Origin of the sequence: Prevotella sp. P3-92 (assembly GCF_002251205.1) — a bacterium.
In the GTDB taxonomy this organism is placed as follows: domain Bacteria; phylum Bacteroidota; class Bacteroidia; order Bacteroidales; family Bacteroidaceae; genus Prevotella.
In genome coordinates this window covers 62,042-82,281 of record NZ_NPJE01000062.1, presented here as the reverse complement: position 1 = coordinate 82,281, position 20,240 = coordinate 62,042, and the positions used below count along the sequence as shown (strand labels likewise).

General features: G+C 43.4%; 15 protein-coding genes. 8 read left to right on the top strand and 7 right to left on the bottom strand.

The annotated features are described in order from the left end of the window. Nucleotides 1-43 precede the first annotated feature (43 nt). The 7 genes from CIK93_RS10745 to cobU form a co-directional block, all read right to left on the bottom strand. Nucleotides 44-1,111, bottom strand: a complete 1,068-nt coding sequence (locus tag CIK93_RS10745; protein ID WP_094447360.1) for a mannose-1-phosphate guanylyltransferase — start codon at nucleotides 1,109-1,111, stop codon at nucleotides 44-46. Between the two features lie 117 nt (nucleotides 1,112-1,228). Continuing rightward, nucleotides 1,229-1,858 (bottom strand): DedA family protein, encoded by a 630-nt coding sequence (locus CIK93_RS10740; protein WP_094389414.1) that lies wholly within the window; start codon nucleotides 1,856-1,858, stop codon nucleotides 1,229-1,231. Then, nucleotides 1,855-3,288: a lipopolysaccharide assembly protein LapB gene (locus tag CIK93_RS10735; RefSeq protein WP_094447359.1), complete on the bottom strand. Its 1,434-nt coding sequence runs from the start codon at nucleotides 3,286-3,288 to the stop codon at nucleotides 1,855-1,857. Before CIK93_RS10735 ends, CIK93_RS10740 begins: the two co-directional genes overlap by 4 nt. 17 nt (nucleotides 3,289-3,305) lie before the next feature. Beyond that, the gene (locus tag CIK93_RS10730) at nucleotides 3,306-5,012 is read right to left on the bottom strand and encodes a glutamine--tRNA ligase/YqeY domain fusion protein (RefSeq protein ID WP_094439185.1); all 1,707 of its coding nucleotides are present in this window, start codon (nucleotides 5,010-5,012) and stop codon (nucleotides 3,306-3,308) included. A 410-nt stretch (nucleotides 5,013-5,422) separates the two neighbouring features. After that, a complete protein-coding gene (locus CIK93_RS10725; protein WP_094447358.1) occupies nucleotides 5,423-6,283 on the bottom strand; it encodes an adenosylcobinamide-GDP ribazoletransferase in 861 nt (286 codons plus the stop codon). Between the two features lie 21 nt (nucleotides 6,284-6,304). Then, nucleotides 6,305-7,354: a nicotinate-nucleotide--dimethylbenzimidazole phosphoribosyltransferase gene (gene cobT / locus CIK93_RS10720; RefSeq protein WP_094389410.1), complete on the bottom strand. Its 1,050-nt coding sequence runs from the start codon at nucleotides 7,352-7,354 to the stop codon at nucleotides 6,305-6,307. After that, nucleotides 7,351-7,857, bottom strand: a complete 507-nt coding sequence (gene cobU, locus CIK93_RS10715; protein WP_094447357.1) for a bifunctional adenosylcobinamide kinase/adenosylcobinamide-phosphate guanylyltransferase — start codon at nucleotides 7,855-7,857, stop codon at nucleotides 7,351-7,353. The genes cobT and cobU overlap by 4 nt, the downstream gene beginning before the upstream one ends. A 174-nt stretch (nucleotides 7,858-8,031) precedes the next feature. On the opposite strand from cobU, the gene CIK93_RS10710 reads away from it, so the two are divergent. The 8 genes from CIK93_RS10710 to CIK93_RS10675 all read left to right on the top strand — a co-directional run bounded on the left by CIK93_RS10710 (nucleotide 8,032) and on the right by CIK93_RS10675 (nucleotide 20,220). After that, nucleotides 8,032-9,180, top strand: coding sequence for an OmpA family protein (locus tag CIK93_RS10710; protein WP_094447356.1), 1,149 nt, complete (start codon nucleotides 8,032-8,034; stop codon nucleotides 9,178-9,180). 441 nt (nucleotides 9,181-9,621) lie between these two features. Beyond that, nucleotides 9,622-12,141 (top strand): glycosyl hydrolase 115 family protein, encoded by a 2,520-nt coding sequence (locus CIK93_RS10705; protein ID WP_094447355.1) that lies wholly within the window; start codon nucleotides 9,622-9,624, stop codon nucleotides 12,139-12,141. A gap of 314 nt (nucleotides 12,142-12,455) precedes the next feature. Further along, the gene (gene ilvD / locus CIK93_RS10700) at nucleotides 12,456-14,240 is read left to right on the top strand and encodes a dihydroxy-acid dehydratase (protein WP_094447354.1); all 1,785 of its coding nucleotides are present in this window, start codon (nucleotides 12,456-12,458) and stop codon (nucleotides 14,238-14,240) included. Nucleotides 14,241-14,295: 55 nt separating this feature from the next. Further along, nucleotides 14,296-16,005, top strand: a complete 1,710-nt coding sequence (ilvB, locus tag CIK93_RS10695) for a biosynthetic-type acetolactate synthase large subunit (protein ID WP_173815139.1) — start codon at nucleotides 14,296-14,298, stop codon at nucleotides 16,003-16,005. Between the two features lie 54 nt (nucleotides 16,006-16,059). After that, on the top strand, nucleotides 16,060-16,602 hold the full coding sequence (gene ilvN / locus CIK93_RS10690) for an acetolactate synthase small subunit (protein WP_094435986.1): 543 nt from the start codon (nucleotides 16,060-16,062) through the stop codon (nucleotides 16,600-16,602). 81 nt (nucleotides 16,603-16,683) lie between these two features. Continuing rightward, complete coding sequence (locus CIK93_RS10685) at nucleotides 16,684-17,469, top strand: acyl-[acyl-carrier-protein] thioesterase (protein ID WP_094389403.1); 786 nt, start codon at nucleotides 16,684-16,686, stop codon at nucleotides 17,467-17,469. Nucleotides 17,470-17,642: 173 nt separating this feature from the next. After that, the gene (ilvC, locus tag CIK93_RS10680; RefSeq protein ID WP_094447353.1) at nucleotides 17,643-18,692 is read left to right on the top strand and encodes a ketol-acid reductoisomerase; all 1,050 of its coding nucleotides are present in this window, start codon (nucleotides 17,643-17,645) and stop codon (nucleotides 18,690-18,692) included. Nucleotides 18,693-18,915: 223 nt separating this feature from the next. After that, a complete protein-coding gene (locus CIK93_RS10675) occupies nucleotides 18,916-20,220 on the top strand; it encodes an NCS2 family permease (protein WP_094447403.1) in 1,305 nt (434 codons plus the stop codon). The last annotated feature ends 20 nt before the right edge of the window (nucleotides 20,221-20,240 follow it).

The following is a 20,240-nucleotide window of genomic DNA, read 5'->3' as shown; positions in this document are numbered from 1 at the left end:
TTTTCTTTCGTGCGAAATAAAATCGCTAGATTTTTAGACTCGGTTAATCCATTTCAGAGAACTGCTTGATGCGTTGTTCTTCTGAGAGTTTGCAGATGAGCAGGGTGTCGTTGTTTTCTGCTACGATATAACCGTCGAGTCCCTGTACTACCACTTTTTTTTCTTGTGTGGTATGAATCATACAGTTGTGTGACTCGACGAGAGTGATATTATTTCCGATGCATGCATTACCATAGATGTCTTTTCTGGTCTGCATTTGCAGCGAACCCCATGTGCCGAGGTCGCTCCATCCGAAGTCTGCAGGACATACGAAAATCTCTTCTGCCTTCTCCATGATGGCATAATCGACGGATATGTTGTCACATTCTGGGAATGTGCGGTCTATTTCCTCCTGTTCTTTTTCTGTTCCGTATATCGGGAGTAGTGACTCGAAGAGTTTGGACATGACGGGTTGATATACGCGGAATGCATTGACGATGGTTGATACATTCCAAATGAATATACCTGCGTTCCAGAAGTAGTAGTTCTTCTTGATATATTGTTTGGCGGTCTCAAGGTCTGGCTTTTCCTTGAACGAGTCCACTCGGAAAATTTCTTTGTTTCGTAAAGAACTGCTTGACAGGTCTGCCTGTATGTATCCGTATCCTGTTTCTGGTCTTGAGGTTTTCATGCCCAGGGTAACGATGGCATCGCTATCAGCCGTAAAATCCAGACACTCGCTTACTACACGTCGGAATTCTACAGGGTCAGTTACGATATGGTCACTTGGTGTGACTACGATATTAGCTTTGGGGTCTTGAGCTTTAATTCGCCAACTGACGTATGCAATACATGGTGCGGTATTGCGCCGACATGGTTCGCAAAGTATATGGCTTGTTGGCATGTCTGGCAGTTGTTGCTGCACCATACGAACATATTTTCGATTTGTGACCACCCATATATTGTCATGGGGGACTACACTTTCGAAGCGGTCTCTTGTGAGTTGGAGCAATGAGCGTCCGACTCCCAATACATCGATGAACTGTTTTGGGGTTTCTTCGGTACTCATAGGCCAGAATCTGCTACCTACTCCTCCTGCCATGATAACGAGATGGTTGTTGTTTCTTGACATAAGCAATTTATACGTTGTTGAAAGTTTAAGAAAACGTGGCAAATATACGGAAAATATTCGGTATTAAGAAATATTTACGTCTATTTTATCTGCCTTTTTACAAGAATCTTTGTTTTTTTACTTTTTTCTTGATTTTTTTAGCAACGAACGCACGATGAAATAGCCAATGGCAAGTATCATGATGGCAAGTATGCCAATTTTTATGTATTCGGCATATTCTGTGATTTTATCGTTTAGTTGCTCTTCAGGTACAACGCTGTGGAGGTACCATCCCAGAAGTGCGAGGATAGAATGCCATGCTGCTGCTCCTACTGTAGTATAGAGCAAGAATTTCCAGTAGTTCATCTTGGCGAGTCCTGCTGGGATGGAAATAAGGTGTCTGATGCCAGGTATGAGTCTTCCTGTGAGAGTTGCTACTACGCCGTGGTCGTCGAAGTAGCGTTCGCTTTTCTCTACTTTCTCTTGATTGAGTAGGCATAGTTTTCCCCATTTGCTGTTGGCGAAACGATAGATTACCGGTCTTCCTACGTAGTAAGCCACAAGATAGTTGATGGATGCTCCGAAGTCAGCTCCGATTGTAGCGAATAGTATGACAAGGAAAACATCAAGATTTCCTCCTGCAGCATGGTAGGCTGCTGGTGTAACTACGAATTCTGATGGTACGGGTACGACCGTGCTTTCGAGTAGCATGAGGAAGAATATGGTGCCATAGTTGAGGTTGGCAAGGAGTGATGTAATAAAGTTCACTGTTGTTTGCTTTTATGAATCTGTTTATATGCGAAATCGTAATAGTCCTTCGTGGCCATATTCTCGGGAAAGTATGCCCCGAGTATCATGCGCAGTTCGATGGGATTTCGTTCTGCTGCCAGACGGAGATAATAGAGAAAGTCTTCAGCTTGGTTAAGTCTGAGTGAGCATAGTGCGAGAAGTGAAAGTCCTTCTGTGCAATTTTCATCGATGACTGGCAATTTCTCTTTGAGTAGTTGGAGACACTCTTTATATCTTTGACAGTCTGTTAGGGAGATGGCAATTCTTATGAGTGTATGCATCTGGTCTGTTGACAGTTCGAGAGCTTTGTTGAAATATCTATCAGCTGCTTCGTACTGTTTCTCAGTTTGTAGGATATGTGCCCGAGCCACGTAGAGGTCTGTTTTGTTTTCTCCTTTTTCTTCTGCTTTATCCAAAAGTTTTTTTGCCTCTACGTTATTCCCAAGTGCACCTTGGCAGAGTGCCATTTGATGATAGATAGCTCCTGCGTATTCTTTGGCATTCCCGCTTTCCTTGAGTGCTTTTTCCAACCATTCCAATGCTTCCTTAAACTCATTGGTGTTGATGAGGCAGGTGGCAAGTTGAATATATCCGCTACAATCATATTGTGCATGACTGAGGGCGGTCTTGAAGAATTTTACAGCCTCTTCCCAGTTGCCTTTTCCCATTAATGCAGATGCCTTGATGCCATGTGGAACGGGATCGTCAGGGTCAATGGCAATTGCATATTCGCTGCTATTGATGGCTTCATCGAATTTGTTTTGTGAGAGTTGTGCTTCAGCCAGTACTTTCCAGTATTTCTTGTCGAAAGGATATTTGTCGGCAAGTTCTGTGAATATGCTTTCACATTCTTCGAGTTTCCATGTACCGTAGAGTGCTCTTCCCAATAGTTCTTTATAGTCGTCGTCCTTGACGTCACAATATCTCATCATCCATGTATATCCTCTTTCGTATTCTCCATAGTCGAGATAGAGGTTTGCTACGTCTTTGATGAACCATCCGTTGTCATCATTGGTGAGTTCGTGGAATTTTGCTTCAAGGAGCTTTTCTGCCTCTTCTAGCTTGTATTGGTAAATGAGTAGTTCGGCTTTGATGTAGATATAGTCGGGATCGTCTTCGGCTTCAATCATACTGACGTAGTATTCTGCCTCTTTGAGGTTGTCGTTCTGGAGTGCATTTCTTGCCATGAAGACATTGGGCAGGGTGGCGTTTGGGAAGAGGTCTATAGCGTTTTGTGCCACTTCCATGGCTTTGTCCATTTGGCCTGTCAACCGATAGTAGTCTGCAATGTCTATGAGGTCGTCTGCATCAAAGAAGGGCGGCATCCCTTTGGATGCTGCCTCTTCGTATGCTTTGAGCATTTCTCTGAACTCTGGGTCGTTGAAGAATTTGTCGTCAGTCAATAGCATTTAAATTGCCTTGTTTCTTATTTGTTTTTCTTTGCCCAGTTGTCTTTTAATCCTACTGTACGGTTGAAGACAAGGTGTCCGGGTTTAGAATCTTCATCTGGTGTGAAATAGCCGATACGTTGGAACTGCAGGAAGTCTCCAGGTTGTTTCTCTTCCAGGAATTTCTCTACATAACAGTTGTTGAGCACGGTGAGAGATTCTGGGTTGAGAAGTTCGCGGAAGTCGCGTTCATCAGCACCAGGGTTTTCTACGGAGAACAGTCTGTCGTATAGTCTTACTTCTGCTTTGATGCAGTGGCCGGCACTTACCCAATGGAGTGTACCTTTGACCTTTCTGTCTGCTCCCGCCATTCCGCTCTTGCTTTCTGGATCGTACTCTGCATAGATTTCTTCAATCTCTCCTGCTTCGTTTTTCTTGCATCCTGTGCAGGCGATGATGTATGCGTTTTTGAGTCTCACCTCTTTTCCTGGTGTCATACGGAAGAATTTCTTGGGTGCATCTTCCATGAAGTCTTCGCGCTCAATCCAAAGTTCGCGGCTGAAGGTGATGTTGTGTGTCCCGTCTGCCTCGTTCTCTGGGTTATTGATAGCTGTGAGTTCTTCTGTCTGTCCTTCAGGATAGTTGGTGATGATAAGCTTTACAGGGTTGAGCACGGCAGACACTCTGCATGCTTTTTTGTTAAGGTCTTCACGTACAGCTGCTTCAAGGAGAGCGTAGTCGTTGAGTGCGTCAAACTTAGTGTATCCGATGGAGTTGATGAAGTTTCTGATACTTTGTGCAGAGTATCCTCTTCTTCTCATTCCGCAAACGGTTGGCATTCGTGGATCATTCCATCCGCTGACGAGGTTTTCGTCAACGAGTGCTTTAAGTTTGCGTTTTGACATGACGGTATAAGTGAGGTTGAGTCTGTTGAACTCAATCTGTCTTGGGCGGTATTCTGTCTGCCCTTCTTTTTCTTGCAGGAAGTCCACGAATTTGTCGTAGAGTGGGCGGTGAGGCACGAATTCGAGGGTACAGATGGAGTGTGTAACCCCTTCAAAATAGTCGCTCTGTCCGTGTGCGAAGTCGTACATGGGGTATGCATGCCATTTTGTTCCTGTTCTGTGGTGAGGAATCTGAATGATTCTGTAGATGATGGGGTCGCGGAAGTGCATGTTTGGGTTTGCCATGTCGAGTTTGGCTCTGAGCACCATAGAACCCTCTACGGCTTCCGGCGTATTCATTTGTTTGAAGAGCTTGAGGTTCTCCTCTATGGGTCTGTCGCGGAACGGACTTGGCTGTCCAGGCTGTGTGGGCGTTCCTTTCTGTTCTGCAATTTGTTCAGATGTCTGTTCGTCCACGTATGCCATTCCTTTTTCTATGAGCCAAATGGCGAATTCCCACAGTTTATCGAAGTAGTCGGATGCATAATACACATTTCCCCAGTTAAATCCGAGCCACTTGATGTCGTTCATGATGTTTTCGACATACTCTGTGTTTTCTTTAGTGGGGTTGGTGTCATCGAATCGGAGGTTGCAAATTCCGTTGTATTTTTCTGCTACTCCGAAGTCCATGCAGATGGCCTTGGCGTGTCCGATGTGTATGTATCCGTTAGGTTCCGGTGGGAATCGTGTCTGTATGCGTTTGCCATTTTTGCCCTCTGCGAGGTCGTTTTCTACAATCTGTTCAACGAAGCTAATGCTTTTTTTCTCTTCGTTCTCTGTTGTTGTTTTCTCTTCAGTCATATTATGTGATACGTTTTTGTTTTCTTTTTGTTGGAGCAGTCTATGCTACATGTGTGATATAGTGATGTTTGTTAGCTTGACGGCTATAGTTTGCCCTTCGTTTGCAAAGATACAATAGAAATCTCTAAAATCTCAAGAAAAGCGGTAAAAAATGTGGAATTAGGTCGAAAACATGTTATATATCATATAAAAATATTTGTGTTAGTTAAAAAAAAGAAGTACCTTTGCAGACGTTATCCTGAATACAATCTTTTTACCTTAAAAGGACTAATACCTGTTTCGTGATGTCTCTGCTGTGAAGTTGGGACATCGCTTTTTTTTGTATTGACAAGATGACGTTATGTGGGTGAGTATATTGTTAATACAGGGTCATTTGAATATTTTTTTTTCTATTCCGAGATGTTGGGCCATTATAATGTGGCTGCGAAAGTGAGGTAAAACGAGAGTTCTGTTAAAAGGAATGTGGCTCCGCAGCAATCGCCCGTATATCCCTGCAATTTGCGGTTCATCAACAGATAGAGCAGATAGAATACAATACACGGAACGGCAACCAGCACTTCTATCGATGAAAATGGAACGGCAAACCATTGGTTCATCATCCAGCCCCAACCTACTAAGGGCATTAGTCCGGTGAGAGCCAGTCGGAGACCAGCCTGGAGTCCGTATTTTACATAAACGGTTTTAGATTTAGCCTCTTCCTCTTTACGGGCATAGGGTAGAAACATGATGAGTTGACCGCTTACCATCTTACAAAATGGGTCGGCTGCAAGAATTGTCGAAGCAAGAAGAAGTGTTGAAGCGGAATCGGCATTATCCAAAGCGAAGGAAGGCGTGAGGGTGGTTATTTCATGATCTCCGATGGCGAGAAGTGTAGTGGCGAGTAGTGCAAAATAAAGAATCAGTCCCAAAACTCCGTATGTGCCTATATGTGAGTCTTTCATGATGGAAAGGATGCGTTCACGGTTGTAACCACCTCCGAAACCGTCAAGAAAGTCTGCAAGACCATCTTCGTGGAGCGCCCCTGTGGTGAGGATTCGTGCGATGATGGCTAATAATACCGCTACGGGCAAGGGGAACCATGCGCTTGTTATATAGAATGTTAGAGCCATGATTCCGCCTGTGAGCCATCCGGCCAAAGGCCAGTATTCCACAACGTGCTGATAACATGCTTTGGAGGGTGAACACAGTCGCCAGAAAGGCAGCCGGGTGAAGAAGATGAGTGCTGCCATAGGAGTCTCCCACCATTTTGTTTGGTCTATGCGAAGTCTCATGATTGTTGTTTTTTTCGATGGTTAGAAATATTTGGTGATGTGTGCATTATCGAAATTATTCATCTCCTGCATCATCCGTACGCTACTCTCCAAAATGCCAAAGGAGCAAAGTGCTCCTGTGCCTTCTCCCAGTCTCAGACCAAGATTCAATAGTGGCTGCACTCCCATACTGTCAAGCAGAAGTTTGTGGCCGCTTTCGTCACCACAATGGGCAAATACCATGTATTGTTTGGCTTGTGGGTAGAGTTTACTTGCGGCCAAGGCACATGCAGACATGATGAATCCGTCTATTAATATAATAAGGTGTAATTCTGCCGCACGCAACATGGCTCCAATGGCTGCCACCATTTCGAATCCGCCGAAATAACGTATTACCTCCCATGCATCCTCTTCCTGACCTCCATTGGCTTTGAATCTGTTTACTGCCTCGTTCAGTACCTCGTATTTATGATTGATGCCCGCTGTATTGAGTCCTGCGCCAGCTCCGATGCAGGTGTTGAGTGGCAGATGGGCAAACAGGCTCATCCATATGCTGCTTGGCGATGTGTTGGCGATGCCCATTTCTCCTATAGAAATCACCTGGCAACCTTCTTTCTGACAGCAATCCACCATGTCGCGGCCTATGCCGAGTGCTTGTTCCATTTCTTCCTGACTCATGGCCGCTTCATGCAAGAAATTGTTAGTGCCCCAAGCGATTTTGCGTGGAATGATACCTTCTATAGATGAAAGGTCGTAATCCACTCCGACGTCGATAATCTTCAAGTCGAAACCGTATTGTCGGCAGAACATATTGACTCCGCCTCCGCCCCGTGTGAAGTTTATCATCTGTTGCCAAGTCACTTCGCGTGGCGAGACGCTTACTCTTTCGCGCTCAATACCATGGTCTGCACCAAATAGCAAGTGACTGGGATGATGCAGGGTGGGCGATAGTGTCTGTTCTATCAAGCATATCTGTAATGCGAGTTCTTCCAAGCGGCCCAATGAGCCTTTGGGTTTGTTGAGATTGTCGATTTTCGACTGAATGGTAGGACGAAGTGAATCGTCGAGAGGATAAATATTAAATGTTGTCATTTGATTTTTACTGAAATTCCACTAACCATCAGAATTACCTCGTCGGCCTTTGAAGCCACATATTGGTTCAACCATCCCAGTAGATCTGTAAATCTGCGTTGCACGGCATTGGCACTCACTCCACCCGATCCAATTTCGTTGGTTACGAAAATGAATGTGGCATTTTGACTCACCAAACGGTCAAATTCCTGTTTCAGTTTGTCGAGCACTATGTCAACCTCCTCTGCTTCGCAGAAGAAATTAGTGGCCCAAAGCGTCAGGCAGTCCACCAAAACCACACGTCCTGAAAAATCGTGACGACTCAGTACGTGTTCCTCTTCTATATTAGTCCATTGTGGTCCACGACGCTCCTGATGGCGACGTACACGCTCGCGAAACTCATCGTCCCAAATATGGGCTGTGGCCAGATAAACAGGGTTTTCGCTGAGTGTTAACGCCAATTGCTCTGCTTTTTCACTTTTTCCAGACCGTTGGCCTCCGGTGATAAGGATTATTCTGCTCATAAAATGCAAAATTAAAATAAATTCTTCAATAAATTGTTCTTTTCGATGGAAAAATTTGTCTATTCGTAGAGTTTTCTTAGGAAATGTTTGGTAGTTATTTTTTTTTTTTGTTACTTTGCAGCTCGAAACTTAAGTAATTAAACGTTACAACATATTATATAATCATTAAAAACGATGAAAAAAGTATTTTTAATGCTTGCCGTAGCAGCTTTTTCTGCACAGGCAATCTCTGCTCAGACTGTAGAGGAAAGTGAGAATCAGGACAACTGGTATGTAGGCATCAAGGCTGGTGCGAGTGCAAAGGCCACAGGTGTTTCAGTATTCAACAACATTAACCCTTCTGCCGGAATTCGTGTAGGCCGCTGGTTTACTCCAGTATTCGGTCTCGCCGTTGAAAGCGACGCTTATGCCCGTACACGTGGATTCGGTAGCTACAGTACATTGGTTCGTGCGCTCAACACTTCAGTACTCGGTACTACAAACTTCAGCAATTGGTTTGGCGGATACAAAGGCGAGCCTCGCAACTTTGAGGTAATCGGTGTTTATGGACTCGGTTGGGGTCACGCTTTCGGTACTTCTAACGAGCGTGAAGGTCAGGACAACGATGTACTGACATCTAAGATTGGTCTTGATTTCGCTTTCAACCTTGGCGCAAACAAGGCTTGGCAGCTCTATATTGAACCAAACCTCGTGTATGGTCTCAATGCAGATGGTCAGGACATCAAGTACAACTTCGGTAAAGCAGCCTTCGGAGTTAACGTAGGTTTGAACTATAAGTTCGGTAACACCAATGGTACTCACAATTTCAAAATCGCACAGCTCCGTGACCAGGCCGAAATCGATGGTCTGAATGCCAAGATTAACGAGCTCCGTGCTGAAAATGCTAACAAGGACAACAAGATTGCTGCTGATGGCCGTACCATCGCTGACCTTCAGGCTCAGCTCGCTGCTGAAAAGAGCAAGCAGCCTGAGGTGAAAGTCGTTAAGGAAAACAATACTCAGCTCCAGCCAATCGTCATCTTCGGTCAGGGCAAGAGCACCATCGACGCAGCTCAGTATGCAAGCATCGAAATGGTTGCTAAGTACATGCGTAATCACAAGAATTCTAAGATTATCGTTCGTGGCTACGCTTCACCAGAAGGAAGTGCAGAAATCAACGAGAAGATTTCTATCGCACGTGCTAACGCTGTGAAGAACGCTCTTGTTAAGCGTTACAAGATTGCGGCCAGCCGCATCACTACTGAGGGTCTCGGTGCAACCGACAAACTCTCAGAGGAGATTGACTTCAACCGCGTAGCTATGTTCTTCGATACTACTAAGTAATAAGAACTCAGCATTTAGCGACAAATAAACAGTCCGTCTTGTGGAGTATTTTCTGCAAGACGGATTTTTTTGATTATAACTTTGAGACATCTGTACTTCTGTCGCTTTCTGAATAGTGAAATGCCTAAAGTATTACCCTAGAACGTCCTTTCTTCTTCCCAACTATCTCCTATTATTGTCCCAAATCTGATGGGACTTACTTGGGATTTACTTAGGACTTACTTATGACTCGGTTTTTAGGAATATTATGCCTTTCTATGAATGGGTCAATCCCGAATGCATCCCGAATGCATCCCGAATGAGAATATAGTGAAGGCCTCATTAAAAAAACGACTGAAATCTCGCATGCAAAACTTTGTTTGTTTAAAATGACGGACAACGTTATCATTTTTGAGAAATAATGTGTAACTTTGCATCCGAACTTAAAAACAATATACACTTATGACAACTATTCAAATCATCAAAACAACATTATTGGCTTTTGTTGCCCTCTTTGGAATGCAAACCATAAAGGCTGCAGAGCGATTTGTAAATTTCAATCAAGGAGACCTGCTCCTTAACCCACAAAAGCAAGTAACCATTACAACGGATGAAGCAGATTTTAAAGCCGTTGATATTGCCGTACATGCTTTGGCAGCAGACTTCGGGCGAGTAACAGGACAAGATGCCGTGCTTCAACATCAGGCAGATGCAAAGATTATAGTGGGAACTATAGGGCACTCTAAATTTATTGACCAACTCGCAAAGAAAAAACTTATCGATGCAACACAACTTAAAGGAAAACGCGAGAAGTTTATCATCACAACCGTAGGAAAACAACTCATTATTGCAGGAAGCGACAGAAGAGGTACTGTCTATGGAATCTATGAACTTTCTGCACAGATGGGTGTGTCGCCATGGTACTATTGGGCTGACGTGCCTACTGAAAGACATGAAGAGATTTATGTCAACCAAGGAATATATACTGACGGAGAACCGGCTGTTGCTTACCGAGGAATCTTCCTCAACGATGAAGCACCGTGTCTTTCTACATGGATTAAAAATACATTTGGTACTAATTATGCAGACCACCATTTCTATGAGCGCGTCTTTGAACTTGTGCTCCGACTGAAAGGAAACATGATGTGGCCTGCCATGTGGATGTGGTCGTTCTATGCAGACGATCCTGCCAACGAGAAAACGGCCAACGATATGGGTATTGTCATGAGTACCTCACATCATGAACCAATGGCAAGAAACCATCAGGAATATGCACGTAAAAGAGCAGAGTGGGGACCATGGAACTATAATACCAACAAAACAAAGTTGCAGCAGTTCTTCCGTGAAGGCATCGAGCGCATGAAAGGAACCGAGCAGCTTGTAACCATAGGAATGAGAGGCGATGGCGACGAAGCCATGAGCGACGAAGCCGATACGCGACTCATGCAGCAGATTATTGCAGACCAGCGAAAGATTATTGCAGACGTAACAGGAAAGAAAGCAAGCGAAACGCCCCAAGTCTGGGCGCTCTATAAAGAGGTGCTTGACTATTATGACAAAGGAATGAAAGTTCCTGAAGACGTTATTCTTCTCCTTTGTGACGATAACTGGGGAAATGTGCGTAGAGTACCGAATGCACAAGAACGCAAGCATAAAGGAGGATGGGGACTCTATTACCACGTGGATTATGTGGGAGCACCGAGAAATTCTAAATGGCTCAACGTCACTCCTATGCAGAATATGTGGGAGCAACTCACTTTAGCCTACGAAAACGGAATACAGGCGATGTGGATTCTCAATGTTGGCGACCTTAAGCCAATGGAATTTCCCATCTCTATGTTTATGGATATGGCTTGGAATCCAAGAAAATACGATGTCAACAATATCACAGAGCATGCCCGCCAGTTCTGTCTTCAACAGTTTGGAGCAAAACAGGCAGACGAAGCAGCCCGTCTGCTCAATATCGTCTGCAAACTCAACGGACGATGCACGGCAGAAATGATGGATGCGAATACCTATAATATAAATACAGGTGAATGGAAACAAGTGGTCGATGAATACGCAACTCTTGAGCGCGATGCACTCAGACAGTATCTCACACTCGACGAGAACCAGCGCGATGCTTATCAGCAAATCATACTCTTCCCGATACAAGCAATGGGTAATATCCATCAAATGTATTATGCGCAAGCCATGAACCGTAAACTCTTCAAAGAGGGAAATCCTGATTGTAATCTTTGGGCAGATCGCGTAGAACAGGCGTTTAAGCGCGATTCTACACTTTGTGCTGATTATAACCTCAAAATGGCAGGCGGAAAATGGAATGGAATGATGATTCAGAAACATATCGGTTACACTTCATGGAACGATGACTTCCCGGCAGACAGGATGCCAGAAGTGAAACGCATTGAAAATCCTACAAACGGAGGATATGTGTTTACAGAAGCAAATGGAGTGGTAGCCATGGAAGCAGAACACTACTATGCCGCATCTGATGCATCAGAAGCAAAATGGACTATCATACCAGACATGGGACGCACAAGAAGCGGAGTTACCCTAATGCCTTATACCAAAGGTGTGGAAGGGGCAAGCCTGACCTATCGATTCCGTATGCCAAACGGAGTGAAGAGTCCACTCAAAATACACATCGTAGTGAAATCCACCCTCGACTATCTTAACAAAGGCGGACTTACTTATAGTGTGCAACTCGATCAAGGAGAGGTTCAAACAGTCAACTTCAACCACAATCTCAATGAGAAAAAGGAAAATATCTATTCCATCTATTACCCAACCGTGGCAAGAAGAGTAGTGGAAAGTATTGTTACACTCCCAGTAGTAGAAGGCGAATTCCATACCCTGACAATCAAACCTAACGATCCTGCCATCGTCTTCGAAAAAATCGTCGTTGACGCAGGAGGATACAAACCGTCGTACCTCTTCATGAATGAAAGTACATGCAAAATTGATGCAAGTCAAAAATAAAACGGCTCTATGAAATTATGTCAAAAAAGTGCATAAATCATACAGAGATTAAATGTATCTTTGCACTCAGAAAACATACATAGGTACGAATCAAAGGTAAAGAGATTGTTAAGGAAACGAAAGCGAGCCGATGGAAACTACGGCTCGCTTTTTTCTGTAATTCACTATGAAACTTTCAATTTATAAGCAAAAACCGAAAAACCTCTAATGTTTCGTTGGTGATTAGGCGAAAAAAGTGTAACTTTGCAACTCAATATGGTGAGATGGTGGAGAAAATCCACATAAAAAGGAATAAACAAACAAACTAAATAGATATGAAACACCAATTACGCAGTGCAGTATGCACAGAAGGAAGAAGAATGGCTGGAGCCAGAGCTCTTTGGGTGGCTACAGGAATGAAACATGAGCAATTTGGGAAACCGATCATTGCCGTCGTCAATTCGTTCACCCAGTTTGTACCCGGACATACGCATCTGCACGAAATAGGACAAATCGTAAGGGAAGAAATAGAGAAAATGGGATGCTATGCTGCCGAATTCAATACAATTGCTATTGATGACGGAATTGCAATGGGACATGACGGTATGCTCTATTCTTTGCCCTCAAGAGATATTATTGCCGACTCGGTAGAGTATATGGTCAATGCACATAAAGCAGATGCAATGATCTGCATCTCAAATTGTGATAAAGTGACTCCTGGAATGCTCATGGCTTCCATGCGACTCAATATCCCTACAGTATTCTGTTCCGGTGGACCTATGGAAGCAGGAAGATGGAGAGGAGAAAATGCAGACCTTATTACTGCCATGATCAAAGGAGCTGATAATTCTATAAGCGATGAAGAACTGCAGCAAATAGAACAATGTGCATGTCCAGGATGCGGTAGCTGCTCTGGAATGTTTACTGCAAATTCCATGAACTCGCTGACAGAAGCCATAGGACTCTCATTGCCAGGAAATGGAACAATCCTCGCTACACATGAACGACGCATAGAACTCTTCAGAAAGGCAGCAAGACAGATTGTAAAGAATGCTTTGGCCTATTACGAAGATGGAGACGAGAGCGTTCTGCCTAGAAATATCGCAACCAGAAAAGCGTTCCTCAACGCCATGACACTCGATATTGCTATGGGAGGATCTACCAATACAGTACTTCATCTGTTGGCTGTGGCACAGGAGGCTGGCGCAGACTTTACAATCAAGGATATTGATGCATTGAGTCGCAAAACTCCTTGCTTGTGTAAACTTGCTCCAAATACGCAAAAGTATAGCGTTCAGGAATGTAATAGAGCAGGAGGAATCCTCGGAATACTCAACGAACTCAATAAAGGTGGACTCATTGACGGAACAGCGGCGCGTGTGGATGGAATGACACTCGATGAAGCAATGAAGAAATATGATGTTGCCAATCAACCTGAAATCTATTTCTCAGCACCGGGACAACGTTTCAGTACAAAGATGGGTTCTCAAAACGAGCAATATCCGACTCTCGATGTTGATCGTGAGAATGGATGCATACGTGATATTGAACATGCCTATACCAAAGATGGAGGATTGGCTGTACTCTTCGGAAATATAGCTCAGGATGGATGCGTTGTGAAAACAGCAGGTGTCGATGAGGCTCTTTGGCATTTTGAAGGTCCCGCTGTGGTCTTCGACTCACAGGATGATGCCTGCGAGGGAATTCTCGGAGGAAAAGTCAAAAAAGGTGATTGTGTAGTCATCACACACGAGGGTCCGAAGGGTGGTCCTGGAATGCAGGAAATGCTCTATCCTACATCATACATTAAGAGCATGCACATGGGTAAAGAGTGTGCACTTATTACCGACGGACGATTCAGCGGAGGCACGTCAGGATTAAGCATCGGACACATTTCTCCTGAGGCCGCTGCAGGTGGAAATATTGGAAAGATAAAGGATGGAGACATCATAGAAATAGATATTCCAAACCGCAGAATCAACGTGAAACTTTCAGAAAAGGAGCTTGCTGCAAGACCACAACAGCCGTTGAAGAGAAATAGACAAGTGTCGAAAGCCCTTCGCGCCTATGCGCAGAGCGTTTCATCGGCAGATAAAGGTGGAGTGAGAATAATCGACTGAAAATAACGGCAAAGGAAGCCGCGACGATGATTAAATGAAAGAAATAGAGAATAGTATGGAAAAAATAAAAGGAAGTGAAGCGTTGATGCTCGCATTAAAGAATGAAGGGGTAACAACAATCTTTGGTTACCCTGGAGGTTCTATCATGCCTGTCTATGATGCACTCTACGACTATACAAGAGGTGAAAAAAAAGCCTTTGATCATATTCTTGTCAGACACGAACAAGGAGCTGCGCATGCTGCAGAAGGCTATGCAAGGGTTAGCGGAGAGGTTGGAGTATGCTTGGTCACAAGTGGACCAGGTGCAACAAACACGCTGACTGGTGTGGCTGATGCTATGCTCGACTCAACTCCTATTGTGGTTATTGCCGGACAGGTTCCTATCGGAGCGTTGGGAACCGATGCCTTCCAAGAGGTGGATCTTGTGGGATTGGCTCAGCCCATCTCGAAATGGAGCTATCAAATCAGACATGCGGAGGATATTGCATGGGCGGTAAGTCGCGCATTCTATATTGCAAGAAGCGGAAGACCTGGACCTGTCGTACTCGACTTTCCTAAAAACGCACAAACGGAAGACGTCGAGTTTGTACCTCAAAAAGTTGACTATGTTCGTTCGTATGTGGCTTATCCTAAACTCAACAAAGAGGCGGTGGCAGAAGCCGCTCGTATGATTAACGAAGCAAAACGTCCCCTTGCCTTGGTTGGACAAGGCGTAGAACTCGGACATGCTCAGCAAGAACTGCTGAATTTCTTGGAAAAAACCGATATTCCTGCAGGACGTACCATGCTTGGACTTAGTGCTTTGCCTTCCAATCATCCGCTTAATGTTGGTATGTTGGGAATGCATGGAAACTATGCTGTCAATCTGAAAGAACAGGAATGTGATGTTCTTATTGCCATCGGAATGCGATTCAGCGACCGTGTAACGGGTAATCTAAAAACATATGCCAAACAGGCAAAAATCATTCACCTCGATATTGACAAAAGTGAAATTGACAAGAATGTGAAAGCTGATGTGGCTATCATTGCCGACTGCAAAGAATCTCTTCCGGCATTGACGGCTCTTGTTAATAATGCCAATCATAAAGAATGGCGCGATTCTTTCCTGCCACTTCATGAGCAGGAACGCAAGCGAGTGATAGAACCCGCCATACATCCTACAGAAGGCCCTCTTCTGATGGGTGAAGTCGTGAATGCTGTGGCAGAAAATACTCCAGATGATGCTGTCCTTGTAACCGATGTGGGTCAAAACCAGCTCTTTGCAACCCGCTATTTTAAATATCATCACAAAAGAAGTATCTGTACAAGTGGTGGACTTGGAACTATGGGGTATGGAATGCCTGCCGCTATAGGAGCAACTTTTGGAGCTCCTGGCCGTATGGTTTGTTGTTTTATGGGTGACGGAGGATTCCAAATGTGCATAGAAGAATTGGGTACGATTATGGAACAGCAAGCCCCAGTAAAGATGATTCTCATGAATAATCATTATCTTGGAAATGTACGCCAGTGGCAGGATATGTTCTGGCACAGAAGACAATCGTTTACCAAAATGATGAATCCGTGCTACGAACTCATCGCGCAAGGATACGGCATCCCTTATGAGGCAGTTACAGACCGTGCACGTTTGGCACAAGCTATAAAGAAAATGGCAGAAACTGACGGACCTTATATTCTGGAATGTGCTATTCTGGAAGATGATAATGTGTTACCGATGACACCTCCGGGACTTAGTGTCGATGATATGATGCTCGACGTTCAGGTTTAATAAAAACAAGTAAGCGAACGTTCTCCAAATGTAAACAGAATAAAAGGAAATAAGATGAACGATAAAACATTATATACATTGTTGGTCTATTCAGAGAATATTGCTGGTATTCTCAACCAGATAACTGCTGTGTTTACTCGAAGACAAGTTAATATCGAAAGTTTGAATGTATCGCCCTCAAGTATTGAAGGCGTTCACAAATATACTATTACAGCCTGGAGTGATGAAGACCAAATTACTAAGATTACTAAGCAAATTGAAAAGAAAATAGATGTGGTGAAGGCTAACTATTTTACAGACGATCAGCTGTTTATACGAGAAACCGCATTCTATAAACTTTCAACGGAAATGGTATTCGGAAATCCAGAAATCTGCCAGGTTATCCGACGCTCAGATGCTAGTATTACTGAGGTTAATCCTACCTATGTTATCGTGATGAAATTCGGTATTACTGAAGATATCCTTAAATTGTATCATACACTCAACGACTATGGATGTGTATTGCAATATACGAGAAGTGGACGTATTGCGGTGACCCGATCAACACAAGAACAGGTTAGTGAATTCCTTGATGAAAGAGAAAATAATCATGTTTAGAAACCGCATTTGCAGATAATAATGCAAATAACGAGAGGCAAAATACATAATTATTGGTAGATCATTAAAAGAGATATATTGATGGACAGTCAAGATAATAAGACTATAGGAAAGATTGGAAGATATCAGTTCCTTGCAGAACCTTTCCATTGTGATTATAGTGGCCGTTTGTTTATGGGACATCTTGGAAATCATTTACTTAATGCAGCAGACTTTCATTCTACCGACCGAGGGTTCGGTATGCGCTATCTGATGAAAGCAAAGCGAGCATGGGTATTGTCCCGATTAGCAATAGAAATGGAAGAAATGCCATTTCAATACACACCATTCACAGTTGAGACATGGGTGGAGGGTGCAATGCGCTATTTCACACAGCGAAACTTTGCCGTTAGCGGTAAAGATGAACAGGGAAATCAAAAAATATATGGCTATGGACGCTCTATATGGGCAATGATTGATGTTGATAACCGCCAACCTACTGATATACTTGCTGTCAACGACGGAGCTATCCAACAATGGATAGAAACAGAAAAGGAATGTCCGATAGATAAAGGAGGAAGGGTGAAAATGACCAATCAAGCACAATATGTGCGTACCATAGACACCTATTATAATGATGTAGATATCAACGGACACGTCAACTCTGTGAAATATATAGAACATGTTCTTGATTTATGGCCTATTGACTGGTATCGGACACACCGAATCAAACGCTTTGAAATAGCATATGTGGCTGAGGCACATGCAGGTGACAAACTTTCGTTCTATCGAGAGAATGGTGCGGATGAAAACGAATTCTGCATACGAATTTGCAAAGACGATGGCATAGAAGTATGTAGAAGTAAAGTTAAATTTGTAAAAGATTGAAAGAAAATTTGGTTGTTTGGTGATAATTTGTTATCTTTGCAGCCAGAAAAGAAATAGTTAATCCATTGGCGTCGCTTCGAGTAAGCGAGGTGTTGGACCAACAAGACGACTGCTCTCGTGAGGGCGGGCATGGTTCAAGTGGACATGTACAACACATTAAACAATTTGCATATATGGCAGAAATGAATTTTGGTGGCGTAGTAGAAACAGTTGTCACCAGCAAAGAATTCTCACTCGAGAAAGCACGTGAAGTTTTGAGAGATGAAGTAATCGCAGTTATTGGCTACGGTATTCAGGGACCTGGACAGGCTTGTAACCTGCGCGACAATGGTTTCAATGTCATTGTTGGACAGCGTCAGGGTAACACTTATGACAAGGCCGTTGCTGATGGTTGGGTACCAGGCAAGACCCTTTTCTCTATTGAAGAGGCTGCTGAAAAGGGTACTATCCTTTGCATGTTGCTTTCAGATGCAGGTCAGATTCAGGTATGGCCTAATATTAAGAAATATCTGAAACCCGGTAAGACATTATATTATAGTCATGGTTTTGCAATCAACTGGAGCGACCGCACTGGTGTGGTTCCACCAAAAGATGTTGATGTAATCATGGTTGCACCTAAGGGATCTGGTACTTCTCTTCGTACCATGTTCTGTGAAGGTCGCGGTCTGAACTGTTCATATGCAGTATATCAGGATGCAAGTGGTAAGGCAAAAGAGAAGACCATCGCATTCGGTATTGGTATTGGAGCTGGTTATCTCTTTGAGACAACATTCCAACGTGAAGCTACTAGTGACTTGACTGGTGAGCGCGGTTCACTGATGGGTGCTATACAGGGACTTCTTCTTGCTCAGTATGAAGTATTGCGCGAGAACGGACATACTCCTTCAGAAGCATTCAATGAGACAGTTGAAGAACTTACCCAAAGCCTTGGCCCGTTGTTCGGTGAAAAGGGTATGGATTGGATGTATGCTAACTGCTCTACAACCGCACAGCGTGGTGCTCTCGATTGGGCTCCTCGTTTCCATGATGCAATAAAACCTGTTATGGAGTGGCTCTACTATTCTGTTAAGACTGGTAATGAAGCACAGATTTCAATTGATGCTAACTCAAAGCCTGATTATCGTGCCGGCTTGGAGAAAGAGCTTGAAGCTATGCGCAATCAGGAAATGTGGCGTGCAGGTGTGACTGTTCGCAAACTCCGTCCTGAAAACCAGGAAGACTAAGAGATCATTCTTTTAGAATAGAAAGAATTTATTTGATATTGGACCGTTACCCTCGACCAAGGGTAACGGTTTTTTTCCATCTGAAGATGAGCGCATAAGATAAATGTCTTTTATTGGTATCTTAGTTAAGAAAAGCTCATCTATAGCATTATATCTCAAAATAATTCATTAACTTTGCATGCAGTTTTTAAATGATACTCTAACAAAAACAATTTTTAAGATAATGAATACGCTCAATCGTCTCTTTGGATTTAATCCTGCAACAATGTCGCTGAAAAAAGAACTGCTCGGTGGCATTACTACCTTCCTTACAATGGCTTATATTCTTGCCGTACAACCGTCTATACTCAGCAATGCAGGAATGGATGCAGGAGCTGTTTTCACAGCAACGGTGCTCTCCTCTTTGGTAGCTACCATCGTTATGGCTCTATATGCTAAATTGCCTTTTGCACTGGCCCCTGCAATGGGACTGAATGCATTTTTTGTCTATACCATTGTCTTGAAGATGGGATATTCTTGGCAATTCGGACTTACGGCCGTTTTTATTGAGGGCGTAATTTTTATTATTTTGACCATTGCAGGCCTACGTGACAAGATTGTTTATGCCATGCCAATACAACTTAGAAAGGCAATATCACCAGGTATCGGGTTGTTTATTGCTTTTATAGGTCTTCAACAGGCTGGTATTATTGTTCATAGTGACGCAACACTTGTTACACTTGGCGATCTTCATACAACGCCAGTTTTAGTCGCTCTTTTCGGTATTGTTATTAGTGCAGTTCTTATGGTGAGAAATGTTACTGGAGGATTGTTGATAGGCATTCTTGCAACAACAGCCATCGGAATTCCTTTGGGAGTAACAGATGTGCAACATGTTAAAACAATTGTAGATACTCCACCGAGTCTTGCCCCTGTATTCTGTAAAATGGATTGGCAGAATATCTTCACACCTGATATGGCGATTTGTGTGTTTACTCTCCTGTTTATGGATATGTTCGACACATTAGGTACACTTATCGGTGTAGGTAATAGAACAGGATTTGTAGAAAAAGACGGAACGATGCACGGCATGAACAGAGCTTTTTTTGCTGATGCTGTTGGAACAACGTTTGGTGCAATCGTTGGAACATCTACAGTCTCGACCTATGTAGAGAGTGCTGCAGGTGTGAACGTTGGTGGTCGTAGCGGACTTACTGCTATGACAACTGCCGTTTGTTTTATACTTGCGCTTTTCTTTGCCCCTTTGTTCCTCTTGATTCCCTCTCAGGCAACAGCACCGGCAATGATTATGGTTGGAGTCTTTATGATGGTTGGCGTCCGTGATATTGATTTTCATGATTATGCGAAAGCAATTCCTTGTTTTTTCTGCATTATTATGATGTCTCTATGTTACAGTATTTCCGATGGTATTCTTCTTGGACTCATAACTTGGGTTATGGTACATGCATTTAGTGGTAAATACCGTGATTTGTCAATAGGTTCTGTTATCCTTGCCCTTCTGTTTATAATGAAGTATATGTTTTTATAAGCGATTTAGTTCAGGAAATG